This window comes from Actinomarinicola tropica, from assembly GCF_009650215.1.
GTDB lineage: Bacteria > Actinomycetota > Acidimicrobiia > Acidimicrobiales > SKKL01 > Actinomarinicola > Actinomarinicola tropica.
Map to the genome: position 1 here is coordinate 867,260 of NZ_CP045851.1, position 15,624 is coordinate 882,883.

A 15,624-nucleotide genomic window follows, 5' to 3' on the forward strand; every position below is an offset into this window, starting at 1 on the left:
TGCGCCAACCTGCGACACTGGCCGGCGTGCTGGTCGGACGGGAGACGGAGCTCGCCGCGCTCGGTGAGGCGCTCGCCGAGGGGCGATCCGTTCTCGTCACCGGCGAACCGGGCGTGGGCAAGACGTCGCTCGTCCGGGCCGCGGTCGCGGCGAGCGGGCTCCCGGCCCGTGAGGGCGGCGCGTTCTCCGTGCTGTCGTGGATGCCGTACCTGCCCTTGCGCCGCGCCGTCGGCCTCGCCCTGCCGCGCACCGTGGAGGGCGCCGCCCTGCTCGACCCCGGTGCCATGGCCGCCGAGGTGGAGGACCGACTCGACGGCGCGATCCTCGTGCTGGACGACCTCCAGTGGGCCGACGACTCGACCCTCGCCGCCACGGCGCTGCTCGTGGCCCGGGTGCCGGTCGTCGCCATCGCCCGTCGTGACGGCGACGGCGCGGCCGACGTCCGAGCGACCCTGCGGGACGAGGGCATCGAGGAGCTCACGGTCGAACCGCTCGACGCCGACGCGGTCGAAGCGCTCGTCCGCCAACGCCACCCCGACGCCGGGCCGGGCGAGGTCCGCCGATTGCGGGAGCGCAGCGGCGGCAACCCGCTCATCCTCGGCGAGCTCCTCGACAGCGGCGGCGACGCCCCCGACAGCCTGCGCCTCGCCCTCGCTGCCCGCCTGCGCCGCCTCGACGCACCGACCAGGGAGACCTTCGAGCTGCTCGCCCTCGCCGGTCGACCGCTACCTGCCGCGCTGATCGACCTGCACGCCGTTACTCGGCTGGTCGAGACCGACCTGGCTGTTCGGGACGAGGACCGCCACCTCTCGGTGCGCCACGCCCTCTTGGCCGAGGTCGCCGTCGCCGAGCTCGATGACGAGGTCGCCACCGCACGCCACTCCCGGCTGGCGGCCCTGCTCCGCGACGATCCGGGCAGCGCCGCCGCGCACCACCTCGCGGCGGGCGAGCGCGATGCCGCGCGGGCCGCCGCCCTCGTTGCGGCCGCCGCCACTCCCCACCCGCTCGAAGCGGCCCGCCACCTGGCCATCGCCGCCGAGTGCACCGAGGGGCCCGAGGCCCACGACCTCCGCCTCCGCGCGGCGCAGGGGCTCGTCACCGCCGGCGAGATGCGCCGCGCCCACGCTGTCCTCGGCGACGAGCCGCCACCCACCCCCGACCAGGCCGCGACCTGGCACCTGCTGCGCTCTCGCGCCCGGTGGGCCGAGGGCGACAACGACGGCTTCGTCCGCGAGCTCCACGCCGGCCTCGCTCTCGCACCCGCCGTCAGCCCCGACGTGCGCCTCCGCCTCGACGTCGAGTCCCTGCGAGAGGCCGTGCTCATCGTCATCGGCGGCGAGATCCCCGACGACGCCGTCGAGGACGCCCGGCGCGTGGTCGCCGCCGCCGACATCGCGGGCGTGGCGCGCGCCCGTGCCCACTTCCAGCTCGGGACGCTCCTCTACATGCTCGAGCAGGACGGATGGGCCGAGGAGCTGGAGCGCAGCCAGCGACTGGCGGTCGAGGAAGGCGACGTCGAGTGCGAGCTGCTCGCCGGCAACAACCTCGTCACCGCCCACGAGTTCATGGGCGACCCGCACATCGGCCGCCGGATCGCCGAGCGCATGCGCGAGCGCAGCCGGGACCTGCGCGCCTCGGCGTGGGAGCACCAGTTCACCGCGCTCCTCCTCAACCTGCAGATGCACGCCGGCGACGTGCGCGGCGCGGTGCGGGGCGGCGTCGACCTGCTCGGCGAACCGCTCGAGCTGCGCACCCGCCAGCAGGTCGAGGTCACCGTCGTCTACTCGCTCATCTGCATGGGCGGGCTCGAGCTGGCCCGTGCCCGGCTCGACGACCTCGCCGAGGACGCCACCGAGGACTGGATGGGCCAGACCCAGGTGGCGTTTCTCATGGCCGACCTGGAGCTGGGCGCGGGTCGTCCCGAGGCGGCGTTGGCTTGGTTGGCAAAGGTGCCCGACCTGGCGACCGCCGCCGTGGCCGACGTGGCCGGGCCGATCGAGGCGTGGGCCCGGCTCGAGCTCGGCCTCGACGTGGAGCCTCCCGCCACCGCCGCCTCGTCGCTCGACGTGCCCGATCTGCCGGCGCTCTCCCAAGGAGAGGTGCGGGCCGTCGCCCTGCTCTCCCGCGGCGAGCACGCCGCCGCATCCGACCTGTTCGACGCGCTCGCCGGCCCCTACGGCACACACCACCTCCGGGGCCGGGTCCGTTGCCTTCTCGGCGCCGGGCTCGCCCGCCGTGCCCTCGGCGACGCCGACGGCGCCCGGGCGCGCCTGCTCGAAGGGGAGGGGGTGGCGCTGGCCCACGGACTGCGGCCGCTGGTCGACCGGCTCCACCGCGAGCTGCGCGGCGTCGGCATCCGTCGGGCGTCGCAGCGGGCACCTCGCGACGACAGCGGGCTCACGGCGCGCGAGGCCGAGCTGATGGGACTCGTCGCCCAGGGCTTGACCGACCGAGAGATCGCCCGCCGGCTCGGGCTGAGCCCGGCGACGGTGAAGAGCACGATCCGCTCGGCGATGACCCGCCTCGGCGTCGAGTCCCGCGGTCAGGCGGTGTTGGCGCTCACCGGCTGAGTGCGGTCCCCGCCACGCGGCCGGCCCCTGGTCAGCGGCGGGCGTGGGCCGCGAGCAGCGCCGCTGTTGTTGGCGCGCCGTAGGCGAGGCGCGCCGCGGCCAGACGCCGGTCGGCCGTGCGGCGCGAGATGTGCAGCGCTGCCGCGGCGTCGCCGAGCCGCATCCCGCCGGCCAGCAGCTCGATCAGGCGCTCCTGGTCGTCGTCGAGCACGGGTGCGTCGCTGCTCGCGCTGCCGCCGACGTGGTGCTCCAGCGGCCCGATGCGCCGCAGGTCGTCGCACAACTGGTCGACCAGCTCGCGGCCGGTGCCACCGGACGCCGTCGCATGGACGAGGACCCCGTCGCCCTCGAGCGCGGCGAGCACGACGGCCGCGGCACCCTCGCTGTCCACGACGGTTCCGGCGCGCACGACCGGCCCGGTGGCGGTCCTCGGAGCGGGCGTCCGCCACCCGTCGACGACCACCCAGCCGTGACGCTCGACGAACCGCCGTCGCTGCGCCACGTCGCCCGGCGTGCCCTCGACCACCACCAGCGGCGGCTGCCCCTCGTCCACCGTCCTCCTCGCCGACCCGTTCGTCCGACGCCATGGTGCCTCACCCGAACGGGGGTCCGGCGCTGCAACCCTCATCGGCGGTGGGGCGGCGGCCGACGCACCCGAGGCACCACCACGCTCTCCGCTGGAGGACCGATGCCCGCCCTGGGCGCTGCCGCATCCCGTGCCCTGACCGCCCTCGTCGCCGTGGCGATCGCCGTCGCCGCCCTCGCCCCGGCCCCGGTGGCCGCCGACGACCTCGACGCCCCGCCCGATCTGCTCCCCGCGGGGTCGAGCGCGGACTGGCTCACCGTCTGGAACGAGCTGCGCGCCGGGGCCGGGCTCGACCCGGTGACGGTGTCCGCGCCCGACGCCCCCGAGTCGCTGGTGGCCAGCTCCTGGGCCCGCTACGTCGTGGACAACGACACGACGGCGTCCGATCCCGCCCAACCACCTCGGGATCGGTCGGCTCGACGACGACAGCGGCTCGGTCAACCTCGCGATGCCGAGCTCGGTCGTGGCCGTGGGGAGTGCCGACACCGACGTCGAGGTCGACGTGGTGGCGTTCGGCCCACCGCCCGACCTCCCCGATCTCGACACCGGCGCCATCACGGCGGCAGCCCTCGGCGGCGACCCCGATGCCGCAGGCCAGATGGGTGCCGCCATCCTCGGCGGCCTCGACGACGTCTCGGGTCGGCTCCCTCAGATCCGCCGGATGGTCTCGCTGGGCTGAGTCGATGCGGCCGTGGCGGGGTCGTTCCGCTTCGGTGCGACAACGGGTGGGTCCTCTACAGTCGCCCCGATCGGGCGAGCGAAGGGCGACGAGATGCGCGGGCAGGGTGGGACGAGGCGGACGCGGGCGATGCGGTGGCTGGTGCTCGTCGCGCTGGTGGCGAGCGTGGTCGCTGTGCCGTCGACGGCCGATGCCGCGACGTCGTGGTGGACGCCCGAGGAGCGACTCGGCGCCGACGAGGCGAGCATCGAGGAGGTGCACGACGTCGTCCTGACACACGACGGCCGGCTGCTGCTGCTGTACACGCTCCCCCAGTCCATCCGCGTGCGCGTCCAGTCCCGCGCCGGGACGTGGGGCGAGCCGACTCGGCTCTTCGCCAACTCCTATCCGGTCCACCTCGAGGGTGCTGCGGTCGTCACGGATGACTCGACCTACGTCGTCTGGACCGACGGCGGGTCGACGATCCACGTGTCGCAGCTCGTCGGGAACGACTGGGTCGAGCTGCAGCCGATCGTGGCCGACGGGTCCGTGACCCACGTCGATGCCGCCGTGACGCCCGAGGGTCGCGTGGCCGTCGCCTGGGACGAGTACCGGTCGCCGGGTAGCAGCATCGTGCTCGCCACGGCCACGTTCGACGGTGCCACGTGGACCGAGCCGACGTCGCTGGAGATCGACGATTCGCTGCGAGAGATCCGACTCGAGGTCGCTGACGACGGAACGCGCGTCCTCACGATGCGCGGCGGCGGGACGACGACCAGCCCGCTGAACGGCGTCTACGCGTTCACCCTCGTCGGCACGGACTGGTCGGCGCCCCGCCGTCTGTCGAACGGCTCCGACGGCGTGGAGCGCGCCAACATCGCGTCCACGAGGCACGGTGTCGTCATCGCCCTCCGCGAGCGCAACCACAACGAGAACGACACCTGGAACGCACGCCTCATCACGTTCGGCAACGGCTCCTGGTCGACGAAGACGCTGCCACGCCAGACCTTGGACGTCGGTGGTCCCGCCCTAACGGTGGGCCCCGACCGTCGGGCGCAGGTAGCGGTCGCCTACGAAGACTCCGTGCAGGGCCCCTGGGGAGAGGTTCGCACCTACCGGCACCTCGGGGGTGCGACGTGGGACGGACCCGAGATCGCCATCTCGGTGCAGGGAGCCCACTGGTTCGGCGACGGGCTGGGCCTTGCGATCGGACCGGACGGGACGTCGGTCGTGACGGCGGGCATCTACCACCCTGAGCTGCCGGGGCTGGTGGCGTCCGTGCGCGGGCCGGGGAAGCCGTGGCCCGACGCAGGGCTGCTCGGGGTGGGCTTCGACAACATCGTGGAGGTCCACCCGGTGATCGATGCCGACGGCGTCGTGCACCTCGTGTGGAAGAGCGGCCGAGGGTGGTGGAGCACGTCGGGCATCGCCATCCCGTTCGACGACATCCAGCCGGGCGCGTTCTACACGTGGCCGGTGCTGTGGGCCGCAGATGTCGGTCTCACGACCGGCGTTGGAGGGACCGACGAGTTCCAGCCGAACCGGTCGATCACCCGCGCCGAGGCGATCACCACGCTCTGGCGCTTGGCAGGGGAGCAGGCCGCTCCGCCGTCGGGCTTCGAGGACGCTGCACCGAACGCGTTCTACACGCGGGCGGTGAACTGGGCCCGGCACTCCGGACTGACCACGGGCGTGGGCGGGTCGAACCGCTTCGAGCCGAACAGGACGATCACCCGTGCCGAGCTCGTCACGCTGTTGTGGCGCCTGGACGGCTCGGACGGCGCGCCGCCCGCGGGGTTCGTGGACGTGGCGCCGACCGCGTTCTACGCCCGCTCGGTCAACTGGGCCAAGCACACCGGCATCACCACGGGCGTCGGCGGGTCGAACCGCTTCGAGCCCAACCGTGACGTGACCCGGGCCGAGGCGTTCACGTTCGTCCACCGGCTCGCCAGCAGCACGGACGTGTCGGCCGCCGGCATCGCCTCACCCTCGGCGATCGACGAGCCGCCGTTCGGGCTGAGGTTGCAGCCGGCCGTCCCTCTCGACTGAGCAGGAGGCGTCGTCGGTCCTGTTCCGCCTTGGTGCGACACTTCGGGCTCTGCGTGGCCCGGCGCTGCAGCTGTCGCACCGAGGCGGAACGGGTCGATCGCCGACGGACGTGCTCAGGTGGCGGTGGCGACCGGTACCCGCCGCGACGGCCACGCGAGGGTCAGGACCACGGTGGCGACACCCGCGACGATCCCGGACGTGCGGGTTCCGGCCGGGTCGCCATCGACGACGAACCACGCCGCACCGACCGTGATCCCGATGGCTGCAGCGAAGCTCGGCGTCAGTGCCAGCAGCGTGGTGGGCCTCGACGCACGGACGACCGGCTCCGACGCCGACGTGTCCGATCCCTTCACCGTGGCGAGCGCCCGCTGCAGCCCGGTCGCCGCCTCGGCCCACAGCCGGTACCGGTCCTGGAGGAAGGCGATCGACAGGGCGAGAGCTGCGAGCCAGGGACCGCTCAGGTGCTCGCTGTCCCGCAGTTCTGCGCTGATCGACGACCCGACGGCGAACCCGATGGCCACGAGGACCCACACCCCGCAGGCGCGTCCGGCGGCGCGGGCCGGCGATCCGCCCGCACCAGAGCGTCGGAGGGCGTCCACGACGTCACCGGCACGATGCGCCCCTCGACCGGCATCGATGGGGACGACGTCGAGGACCGCTGTGGCGAGCTCGGACGGAACGTCCCACTCGTCGGCCAGCTCCGCGACCGTCACCGTCCTCCATCGCCCCAGGCCCACGCCGATCACGGGACGACCCTAGGTCGCCGCGTCGGCGGAGTTGTCGAGACGACGCGGACCATCCCCGGCGTCGCGTGGGGCTCATGGGATGTACGACGATACGTGATACGGTCGCCGACGTGGGCAGAGCGCTGTCGGTGCGACTGGACGACGAGGCGGAGCGGGCCCTGCGCCTCCTGCAGGCGACGGGCATGACGACGTCGGAAGCCATCCGATCGTCGTTGATCGACACCGCTCGGCGTCGGTCGCGGCGGGCGGATCTCGCAGCAGAGGCGGCGGCGCTGGAGGCCGACGAGGTGGACCGTGAGGAGATGGCCGGCGTCGCCGAGCTCATGGAAGCGCTCCGTGCGCCGGGGTGACATCCACCGGCTGAAGGTCCCGAAGGGGATCGGTCACGAAAAGAGCGGCGAGCGGTTCGGTGTGGTCGTGCAAGCCGATGAGCTGCTGCCGCGCTCGGTCGTGCTGGTCGCGCCGACCTCCCGCAGCGCGCGCCCGGCATCGTTCCGACCGGTGATCGACGTGGCGGGCACGGCCACCCGCGTCCTCGTCGAGCAGGTCGGCGCGGTCGACGCCTCCCGCTTGGGGCGGCGCGTGGGCCACGCCACCGCGCAGGAGATGTGGGACATCGACGAGGCGCTGCTCGTCGTGCTCGGCCTGCGCTGACGGTCAGCCGGTCAGCCGGTCGAGGACGTTGCGGGTGATCTGCTCGACCTGGGGGTCGCGCCCGGCCAACCCGTGCGCCCAGTCGGTGCTGCCCGACGTGATGACGACCCCGCCGGCCGGCGACGTGTAGGTGCCGAGCACGGCGTGGCCGTGGGCGATCCGCTCGACGTTCTCCTCGGAGCGTTCGCCGAACAGCCGCCCGGCGATGAACTCGATCTCCGACGGCTCGTGCGGTGCGGGGGGTCGCGTGGCCGTCGTGCGCGTGAAGTGCGCGGCCGGCGCGGTGCCGAGGATCTCGAACCCCTCGGGCGTCCCGTCCGCCCCCGTCGCGTACGGAAGCCCGTCGCGGTAGGTGAAGTCGCAGCCGTCGCACTCGTAGCCGACGAGCGTGACGCCGGCGCCGAGCAGGTCGCCGTAGTCGAGACCCGTCCCCTCGAACATCCAGTGTCCGGCCCGGTGGATCGTGTAGCCGCCGGCGCCCTGGGTGACCCGCTTGCCGATCCGGTGGTAGCCGCCCCGGGCGAAGCTGACCCCGGTCATGTGGTTCTCCGGGCGACCGATCAGGTGGTCGGACCAGATGCTCGTCAGCGCCGCTTGCCGCTCGGTGTCGAACACCGGGTCCTGCTTGAAGCGGCCCTTGTAGCCGACCATCGTCGCCGCCGGACCCTCGGGCGTGCGGTCCTCCAGGCGGACCTGCCAGAACGACGTGTTGCCGGAGAAGAACACCGCGTGCCCGCCGCGGGTGATGTGGGCCTCGACCGTGTCGCGCATCGGCCCCGACCAGTACTCGTCGTGGCCGACGGAGAGGTAGAGCGGGTAGGCGCCGGAGCCGAGCAGCTCCGGGTGATCCTCGAGGTCGGCGTTGGTGACGACGTCGATGCCGTACCCCTCACGCTCGGCCCACTGGAGGAACGGCAGCTCCCAGTCCGGCCATCCTGCCGACCCGGCGTAGGGGGACAGGTGGTTGAGCTGGAGGTAGCCGACGTGGGCCGCCATCTGCGGGTCGGGCGGGGCGGTCGTGGTCACCCGACGGCCGAGGCCCGGCGGCTTGTGGAGGTAGCCCGCGGCCATCGGCCGCTGGAACGAGACGTGCGTGCCACCGGTGTAGAGGTTCGGTCCGCCGAAGTCGTTGTAGGCGTTCCACGTGTTGGTCGACAGGGCGAGCAGCGCCCGGCCCGTCGGCTCGCCGACCCGCGGCCGCACGACGAAGAAGGCGTGGTTGCGCCGCACCTTCCCGTCGACGTCGACGGTGAGCAGCACCTCGTAGTAGCCGGAGCGCCAGTCGTCGCCGACCTCGAGCGCGAGTGCGGCCGGCCAGTCGCATCCCTGGCTCGCCGCGTCGGGCGGGGTCTCGTGGAAGGAGGCGGGCACGGCCGCGTCCGTGAACACGACCGTGCGCTCGGCGCCGACCCGCGCCACCTCGACCGACACCGGGACGCTGCGAGGCGACGACACGTGGAGCGCGACCGAGCCCCCCGGCTCGACCGACTGAGGCCAGCAGTACCCGTGCACCGTCTCGAACGCCATGCCGGGACCCTACGTGGACGCGGGTGGGCAGGTACGGTCCCGGCCCGTGAACGATCCGATGGTCGCCTCGGGCGACTCCGCGGCGACGATCATCGAGACCGTCGACGAGCTGCGGGCGCAGATCCGCAGCCTGCTCGACCTGCGGCTCACCACCGTCGCCGCCGCCCAGCAGGCGCACGACACAGCGCAAAACAGCGGCGTCCACGCCCAGCTCGCCCAGATGCCGATCGACGCGCTGAAGGAAGCCACCGACGGCCGCCTGCGCCTCGGCCCGCTCGAGGACGCAGGGATCGCCACCGTCGCGCAGGTGCGTCAGGCCGGCCCTCGCCAGCTCGAGGCCATCCCCGGTGTCGGCCCGAAGACGTCGGTCCAGCTGGTGGCGGCGGCCGCCCAGGTCGAGGCGGCCCTGCGCGACGCCACCCGCGTCCGCTTCGACGTCGACGCCCGCCCGACCGAGCAGACCGCGCTGCTCGACGCCCTCCGCCAGGTCGACCTCGTCGAGCGCCACGTCGAGCCGTTCGCCCCGCGCCTCGAGGAGGTCGCCGCGGCGATCGACGCCGACGTCGACACGGCACGGCTCCAGGCCACCCGGCTGAAGCGCTTCTTCGCCGGCCGGCGGAAGAAGGAGGAGTCCGCTGCCGCGCTCGAGCGCCTCACCGACCTCCTGCTCTCCCCGGAGATGTCGCTGCTTGCGAGCGAGCTCTCGGGCGCACGCGCTGCGCTCGGCGCCCCCGCCGAGGGTCCGACCGACGTGTGGGACGACTACCTCGCCCGGCCGGTCGTCTACAACGGCCTGCTCGCCGAGCTGGCCGGGCTCGGACCCGATGCCGACGCCACCCACGGGCTGCTCCCGGAGGAGATCGTCGCCCGCATCGAGGCCTTCGACCTCGACACCACGCTCCTGCGGGCCTCGCTGCGCGGCTACCAGGCGTTCGGCACCACCTTCGCCCTGGTGCAGAAGCGGGTCATCCTCGGCGACGACATGGGCCTCGGCAAGACGATCGAGGCGCTCGGCGTCCTCACCCACCTCGCCGCCGGCGGCGCCACGCACTTCCTCGTCGTGTGCCCGGCCAGCGTGCTCGCCAACTGGGAGCACGAGATCCGCCGCCACACCGAGCTCACCCGGACGTTCCGCCTCCACGGCGACGCCCGCGACGCGGCCATGGCCGACTGGGTGGCCGGCGGCGGCGTCGCCATCACGACGTTCGACACGTTGAAGGCGCTGACCCGGCCCGACATCGCGCTCCACGCCGTCGTCGTCGACGAGGCCCACTTCGTGAAGAACCCCGGTGCCCAGCGCACGAAGGTGGTGCGCGCGTGGCTCGCCGGGGCGGAGCACGTCCTGCTGATGAGCGGCACCCCGATGGAGAACCGGGTCGAGGAGTTCCGCGTGCTCGTCGACCACATCCGCCCCGACCTGGCGTCGCGCATCGACGTGTCGGCGGGGATCGCCGGCGCCGACGCGTTCCGCCGGGCCGTCGCACCCGTCTACCTGCGCCGCAACCAGACCGACGTGCTCGACGAGCTGCCGCCACGCATCGACGCCGCCGACTGGCTCGACCTCGAGGGTCCGTCGCTCGCCGCCTACCGCGACGCCGTCGCCGCCGAGAACTTCATGGCCATGCGCCGCGCCGCGTTCATGTGCGAGCCGTCGACCGACTCGCCGAAGCTCGCCCGACTGCTCGAGATCGTCGACGAGGCCGCGGAGAACGGCCGCAAGGTCGTCGTCTTCTCCTTCTTCCTCGACGTGATCGAACGGGTCCACGCCGCGGTGGGGGAGCTGGCGGTCGGACCGCTCACCGGCAGCATCCCGGCGCCGGACCGCCAGGTCCTCGTCGACGAGTTCTCCGCCCGGCCCGGCCCCGCGGTGCTCGTGTCCCAGATCGAGGCCGGGGGCGTGGGGCTCAACATCCAGGCGGCGTCGGTCGTCGTGCTCACCGAGCCGCAGTGGAAGCCGACGACCGAGGAGCAGGCCATCGCGCGATGCCACCGCATGGGCCAGGTCCGCCCCGTCGAGGTGCACCGGCTGCTGACCGAGGACAGCGTCGACGAGCGGATGGTCGAGATCCTCGCGGCCAAGTCCGCGCTGTTCGCCGACTACGTGCGCCAGAGCACCATGCGTGACGCGTCGCCGGCGGCCGTCGACGTCACCGACGAGGCGAGCACCGCCGAGGTGGTGTCGCAGGCGCAGCAGGAGGCCGAGATCATCGCCGCCGAGCGCGAGCGGCTCGGCCTCGCCGCCGGGTGAGCCACACTGTGCCGATGCGGGCGCTCGAGGGGTGGACGATCGACCGGTACGGCGGGCCGGAGCTGACCCGCATCGTCGACCCCGAAGGCACCGTGGCCGCCACCGTCACGCCGGGCGGACGGGCGTGGGCGCCGCTGTGGAAGGTCGTGGGGCTCGAGGGGAAGCTCCGGCAGTACGAGTCCGAGGCCTGGGCGTCGCGAGGCGGCAACGTCCCGATCCACGGCCGGGCGGTCGTCACGCTCGCCGACGGGACGGAGGTGCGGCTCCGCCACGGCGCGCCGCACGGGCCCCGACGCCGCGCGCAGGACGTCCGGGTCGCCGTCGCCGGTCGGCGCTACGGGTTCGCCCACCGATCCGCGGGCACCGCGGAGGTCCGGCGCGACGGCGAGGTCATCGTGCACGCGACGGCCAGCGGCGAGCGCGGCCGCCCCGACGATGCCGTGCCCGCGGCGTTCACCCGCGGCGTCGACCTCGCCGTGCGTGCTCCGCTCGACCGCACCGACGAGGTGGTCGTCGTGCTCCTGACCGAGCTGTGCGGACCGCCGGGGCGCGCCGGGGCGGTTCGCCGGTTCGCCGGCGCGCTGTGGGACATGGCCAAGAACCCCTGACGGCGCCGCGCGTCAGTGGGAGCTCTTGGTCCCGATGTAGGTGGTGACGATCGCCATGACGGCGATGATCAGCGCGATGAGGACCGCAGCGATGGGCCACTCCATGGCTCCCCCTCTCCGAGGCGGGTCGAGGACACCCTGACCGTCGCGCCCGGCTCGGTCCGCAGCCAGAGGCGAACGTCCCCGAGCGCCGGCGAGCCGCTCAGCTGGTCGCGGCGGCCACCACGATGGCGATGACGACGACCGCGGCGATCACCGCGCCGACCACCCCGAACGCGAAGAGCCACGGGTTCGAGTACATGAGCGGCACGGCCTTCGGATACCGGTCCTTGATGTCGCCGTAGGACACCGGGCCCGACGGCTGCCACGTGGGCCGCTGCATCGCCGACGCCATCGCGTACAGCTGCTCCCGGGACCAGAACGGCCCGTTGAACATCGCCACCTTCCTGGCCTCGGTGTCGGTGACGATGAGCGTGGTGTCGACGCGGGTGTCGAAGTGGCGGAGCTCCCGGGCGAAGATCACGAGGCCGATCCGGTCGGAGGGCACGGTGGTGTTGCGGAACAGGTCCTTGCGGACGAGGCCTCGCGGGCCCACCGACGTGAACGCCCGCTGGAAGTAGGCCCACGTGCCGAGCGCCCCGACCGCGAGCGTGACGCCGGCGATCGCCAGCGAGAGGCCGACGTCGTTCATCCGGAACGCGTTGAACGCCACGATGGCGACGAGGAACCCGGGCACCTGGAGGAACTTCGACCGGTAGGTCTCCCAGGAGGGGCGGAAGACGATCGTGCCGTCGGGCTCGACGACGGTGCCGGTGGGCCAGTGGTAGGTGGCTGGGTCGGGGGTGGTCACCCCGTGAGGTTCGCACACCGCAGGGTGTGGTCCGGTCACCGCACCCAGCGCTGGTCGTGGACCCTCCGCCACGCCTCGATCCGGCGAGCCTCGCCCGCCTGGCGGCGGGTCCGCGCCGCTGCGACGACCGCCCCGAGCGCCGCGGCCAGCACAGCGACGGCGGACGCCGCCCGCACGCCGGGACGTCGCCGGCGGGACGCGTCGAAGGAGAGGAGGAGGGGGAACATCGGATCTGCCCGCTTTCGTGGTCCGTGGTCGAGTTGTCGACCGTTGTGATCGGACAGTACGAAGGGGGTCTGACGGTTACGCCGGTGTCATTCGTGTCACGGGTGTCATTCGGCGGCCGGAGAGGCCATGCGCGCGAAGTGCAGCGCCACCGGACCGGCGTCGACGTGGGCGACCGGCACGTCGAGGTCGTAGACCTTGCGCAGGACGGCCTCGGTCACCACCTCGGCCGGTGCGCCGTCGGCGATCACCTGCCCGTCCTTCATCGCGATGACGCGGTCGCTGTGGTGCGCGGCCACGTTCACGTCGTGCAGCACGACGACGACGGTCTTGTCGAGCTGCTCGGCCATCGAGCGGATCGTCTCCATCGACTGCGCAGCATGCCGCAGGTCGAGGTTGTTCAGCGGCTCGTCGAGCAGCACGAAGTCGGTGTCCTGTGCGAGCACCATGGCGATGTAGGCCCGCTGCCGCTGACCGCCCGACAGCTGGTCGAGCCGGCGCCCGGCGAACGTTCCCAGCTCCAGGTGCTCGATGGCCAGGTCGACCTGGCGGTGGTCGTCCTCCTGCAGCCTCCCCTTACAGTGCGGGTAGCGCCCGAACTCCACCAGCTCCCGCACGGTCAGCCGGATCGGCAGGTGGTTCTCCTGGCGCAGGATCGACAGCCGGCACGACAGCTCGGCGCTCGGCGTGGCGAGGACGTCCACCCCGTCGAGCAGCACCCGTCCGCCGTCCGGTGCGAGCAGTCGGCCGACCATCGACAGCAGCGTCGACTTGCCGGCACCGTTGGCGCCGATGAGGGACACGACCCCGCCGCGCGGGATCTCGAGGCTCACCCGGTCGACGACGGTGGTCGATCCGTAGCGCTTGGTGATGCCGTCGATGGTGATCACGAACGGGGCTCCCTGAGGAGGAGGACGATGAAGTAGAGGCCGCCGAGGAAGCTGACGATCATGCTCGCACGGGTCTGGAACTCGAGGAGCTCCTCGAGCAGGAACTGGGCGCCGACGACGGCGACCACACCGGCGAGGCCGGCGGCCGGGATCGTGTAGCGGTGGCGGAAGGTGCCGGTCAGGCGGTACGCGAGGTTCGACACGAGCAGGCCGAGGAACGTGATCGGCCCGACCAGCGCGGTGGCCACCGACACGAGCACGGCCACCGCGACGAGGGTCCGATCGGCGACCCGGGCGTGGTCGACGCCGAGACCCACCGCCGAGTCCCGACCGAGGGCCATGACGTCGAGCCGTCCCACCCACCGCCAGGTGACGGCGAGCACGACGACGACGATGGCTCCCGCCACGCGCAGGAGGTCCTCGTCGACGTTGGCGAAGCTGGCGAAGAACTGGTCCTGGAGGGTGGCGTACTCGTTGGGGTCGATGAGTCGGGCGACGAGCTGGGTGAGGCTGCGGAACATCCCCGCCAGGACGACGCCGACGAGGAGCAGCGCCACGATGTCCTGGCTCGCCGGGCGCAGGAACACCCGCTGCAGCACCAGGGCGAAGCCGACCATGACGAGCAGCTCGAACCCGAAGCGCACCCGCACGTCGATGGCCAGGAAGGCGAAGGTCCCGAACGTGTAGGCGGCCAGGCTCTGCACCATGAGGTAGAGCGCGTCGAAGCCCATCAACGACGGGGTGAGGATGCGGTTGCCGGTGATCGTGTGGAACATCACCGTGGCGGCGCCGAGCGACACGCCGACGAGGGTCATGCCCGCGACCTTCCTCGCCCGCAGCTCGAGCGCGAACGAGAGCGACCCCCGCAGGTCGTAGGTCATGAACGCGACGATCGACGCCACGGCGAGCACGCCGAGGACGACGATGACGAGCCGGGCCCGGCGCGGCGAGAAGGTGCCCGGGCGCTCGACCGCGGCGAGCGAGAGGTCGACGGGCGAGAGCTCAGCGGGCATCACGGAACCTCGTCCGGGCGATGAGCCCGATGAAGATCGCCCCGCCGATGACGCCCATGACCGTGCCCACCGGGATCTCGAACGGGTAGCGGATCGTCCGACCGAGGATGTCGCAGACCAGCAGCACGATGGCGCCGGTGAGGGCGGTCACCGGCAGCACGCGGCGGACGTTGTCGCCCACGATCATCGTCGTCACGTTGGGGGCGACGAGCCCGAGGAAGGGGATGGCGCCGACGACCACGACCACGACCGCGCTCACGGTGGCCACGAGCCCCAAGCCGATGGTGACGGTGCGCCGGTGGTCGACCCCCAGGTTGACGGCGTGGTCCCGTCCCATGCCGGCGACGGTGAAGCGGTCGGCGTAGCGGTAGGCGACGACGGTCAGGGCGCCCACCAGGTAGAGCAGCTCGTAGCGTCCCCGGAGCGTGGCCGAGAAGTCCGCCGTCGTCCACGCCGCGAGCGTCTGGAGCAGGTCGGCCCGGAACGCGAAGAAGTCGGTGGTCGCCTCGACCACCGCGCCGAACATGATCCCGACCAGGGGCACGACGATGATGTCGGAGAAGCGCAGCCGTTGGACGAGGGCGAGGAACACGCCGGTGCCGACGAGGGCGAACACGACGGCGACCAGCATCTTGCCGAGCACCGACGCCGTCCCGAACCACATCGTGGCGACGAGCAGCCCGAGGGTCGCCGACTCGATCGTGCCGGCGGTCGACGGGGCCACGAAGCGGTTCTGGGTCAGCCCCTGCATGATGAGACCGGCCACAGCCATGGCCGAGCCCGAGAGCACGATCGCCAGCAGGCGCGGCACTCGACTGGTCAGGAAGATCGTGCGCTGCTGCTCGTCGCCGGCGAGCAGGTCCCACGGGGACACGGCGCTGACGCCCACGAAGAGCGACAGCGCCCCGACGACGAGCAGCACCAAGCCGCCGATCGCGGCGACCCGGAGGTCGGCGACCCGGCGATCGGCGGCCTGGTGCGAGACGTCCGGGACCAACGG

The 15,624-nt window shown here is 72.9% G+C and carries 15 protein-coding genes; 7 read left to right on the forward strand and 8 right to left on the reverse strand.

Annotation, left to right across the window (positions count from 1 at the left end):
• Nucleotides 1-26 precede the first annotated feature (26 nt).
• Nucleotides 27-2,570 carry a helix-turn-helix transcriptional regulator gene (locus GH723_RS04355; RefSeq protein ID WP_153758501.1) on the forward strand — a complete coding sequence of 848 codons (2,544 nt, stop codon included), beginning with the start codon at nucleotides 27-29 and terminating at the stop codon, nucleotides 2,568-2,570.
• A gap of 31 nt (nucleotides 2,571-2,601) precedes the next feature.
• Here GH723_RS04355 and GH723_RS04360 read toward each other — a convergent pair whose 3' ends face one another.
• Nucleotides 2,602-3,123, reverse strand: coding sequence for a hypothetical protein (locus tag GH723_RS04360; RefSeq protein WP_153758502.1), 522 nt, complete (start codon nucleotides 3,121-3,123; stop codon nucleotides 2,602-2,604).
• A gap of 481 nt (nucleotides 3,124-3,604) precedes the next feature.
• Between GH723_RS04360 and GH723_RS04365 the strand changes: the two genes are divergently transcribed.
• Nucleotides 3,605-3,835, forward strand: coding sequence for a hypothetical protein (locus GH723_RS04365; protein WP_153758503.1), 231 nt, complete (start codon nucleotides 3,605-3,607; stop codon nucleotides 3,833-3,835).
• 129 nt (nucleotides 3,836-3,964) lie between these two features.
• A complete protein-coding gene (locus tag GH723_RS04370; protein ID WP_195210518.1) occupies nucleotides 3,965-5,863 on the forward strand; it encodes an S-layer homology domain-containing protein in 1,899 nt (632 codons plus the stop codon).
• 113 nt (nucleotides 5,864-5,976) lie between these two features.
• Here GH723_RS04370 and GH723_RS04375 read toward each other — a convergent pair whose 3' ends face one another.
• Nucleotides 5,977-6,576 carry a hypothetical protein gene (locus tag GH723_RS04375; RefSeq protein ID WP_229023050.1) on the reverse strand — a complete coding sequence of 200 codons (600 nt, stop codon included), beginning with the start codon at nucleotides 6,574-6,576 and terminating at the stop codon, nucleotides 5,977-5,979.
• A 143-nt stretch (nucleotides 6,577-6,719) separates the two neighbouring features.
• Here GH723_RS04375 and GH723_RS04380 point away from each other — a divergent pair, with 143 nt between their 5' ends.
• Both GH723_RS04380 and GH723_RS04385 read left to right on the forward strand, forming a co-directional pair.
• Nucleotides 6,720-6,959, forward strand: a complete 240-nt coding sequence (locus GH723_RS04380; RefSeq protein ID WP_153758506.1) for a hypothetical protein — start codon at nucleotides 6,720-6,722, stop codon at nucleotides 6,957-6,959.
• Entirely contained in the window at nucleotides 6,946-7,263 is a 318-nt protein-coding gene (locus tag GH723_RS04385; protein ID WP_153758507.1) for a type II toxin-antitoxin system PemK/MazF family toxin, read from the forward strand. Before GH723_RS04380 ends, GH723_RS04385 begins: the two co-directional genes overlap by 14 nt.
• A gap of 3 nt (nucleotides 7,264-7,266) precedes the next feature.
• Here the strand turns inward: GH723_RS04385 and GH723_RS04390 are convergent, their stop codons facing one another.
• Complete coding sequence (locus tag GH723_RS04390; RefSeq protein ID WP_153758508.1) at nucleotides 7,267-8,790, reverse strand: N,N-dimethylformamidase beta subunit family domain-containing protein; 1,524 nt, start codon at nucleotides 8,788-8,790, stop codon at nucleotides 7,267-7,269.
• A gap of 46 nt (nucleotides 8,791-8,836) precedes the next feature.
• Between GH723_RS04390 and GH723_RS04395 the strand changes: the two genes are divergently transcribed.
• Nucleotides 8,837-11,038, forward strand: a complete 2,202-nt coding sequence (locus GH723_RS04395; protein WP_195210519.1) for a DEAD/DEAH box helicase — start codon at nucleotides 8,837-8,839, stop codon at nucleotides 11,036-11,038.
• A 14-nt stretch (nucleotides 11,039-11,052) separates the two neighbouring features.
• A complete protein-coding gene (locus tag GH723_RS04400) occupies nucleotides 11,053-11,646 on the forward strand; it encodes a hypothetical protein (RefSeq protein WP_153758510.1) in 594 nt (197 codons plus the stop codon).
• A gap of 202 nt (nucleotides 11,647-11,848) precedes the next feature.
• On the opposite strand, the gene GH723_RS04405 is transcribed toward GH723_RS04400, so the two are convergent.
• The 5 genes from GH723_RS04405 to GH723_RS04425 form a co-directional block, all read right to left on the reverse strand.
• Nucleotides 11,849-12,496, reverse strand: a complete 648-nt coding sequence (locus GH723_RS04405; RefSeq protein ID WP_153758511.1) for a hypothetical protein — start codon at nucleotides 12,494-12,496, stop codon at nucleotides 11,849-11,851.
• A 35-nt stretch (nucleotides 12,497-12,531) separates the two neighbouring features.
• Nucleotides 12,532-12,723, reverse strand: coding sequence for a hypothetical protein (locus tag GH723_RS04410; protein WP_153758512.1), 192 nt, complete (start codon nucleotides 12,721-12,723; stop codon nucleotides 12,532-12,534).
• 105 nt (nucleotides 12,724-12,828) lie between these two features.
• Nucleotides 12,829-13,611, reverse strand: a complete 783-nt coding sequence (locus tag GH723_RS04415; RefSeq protein WP_153758513.1) for an iron ABC transporter ATP-binding protein — start codon at nucleotides 13,609-13,611, stop codon at nucleotides 12,829-12,831.
• Entirely contained in the window at nucleotides 13,608-14,624 is a 1,017-nt protein-coding gene (locus GH723_RS04420) for an iron chelate uptake ABC transporter family permease subunit (RefSeq protein WP_153758514.1), read from the reverse strand. The genes GH723_RS04415 and GH723_RS04420 overlap by 4 nt, the downstream gene beginning before the upstream one ends.
• The gene (locus GH723_RS04425) at nucleotides 14,614-15,621 is read right to left on the reverse strand and encodes an ABC transporter permease (protein ID WP_153758515.1); all 1,008 of its coding nucleotides are present in this window, start codon (nucleotides 15,619-15,621) and stop codon (nucleotides 14,614-14,616) included. Before GH723_RS04425 ends, GH723_RS04420 begins: the two co-directional genes overlap by 11 nt.
• Between the last annotated feature and the right edge of the window lie 3 nt (nucleotides 15,622-15,624).

Bases quoted from the DNA above. Each gene is read 5' to 3' on its own strand.
- GH723_RS04365 (WP_153758503.1), top strand. From the start codon at position 3,605: ATGCCGAGCTCGGTCGTGGCCGTGGGGAGTGCCGACACCGACGTCGAG.
- GH723_RS04370 (WP_195210518.1), top strand. From the start codon at position 3,965: ATGCGGTGGCTGGTGCTCGTCGCGCTGGTGGCGAGCGTGGTCGCTGTG.
- GH723_RS04390 (WP_153758508.1), bottom strand. From the start codon at position 8,790: ATGGCGTTCGAGACGGTGCACGGGTACTGCTGGCCTCAGTCGGTCGAG.
- GH723_RS04400 (WP_153758510.1), top strand. From the start codon at position 11,053: ATGCGGGCGCTCGAGGGGTGGACGATCGACCGGTACGGCGGGCCGGAG.
- GH723_RS04410 (WP_153758512.1), bottom strand. From the start codon at position 12,723: ATGTTCCCCCTCCTCCTCTCCTTCGACGCGTCCCGCCGGCGACGTCCC.
- GH723_RS04420 (WP_153758514.1), bottom strand. From the start codon at position 14,624: ATGCCCGCTGAGCTCTCGCCCGTCGACCTCTCGCTCGCCGCGGTCGAG.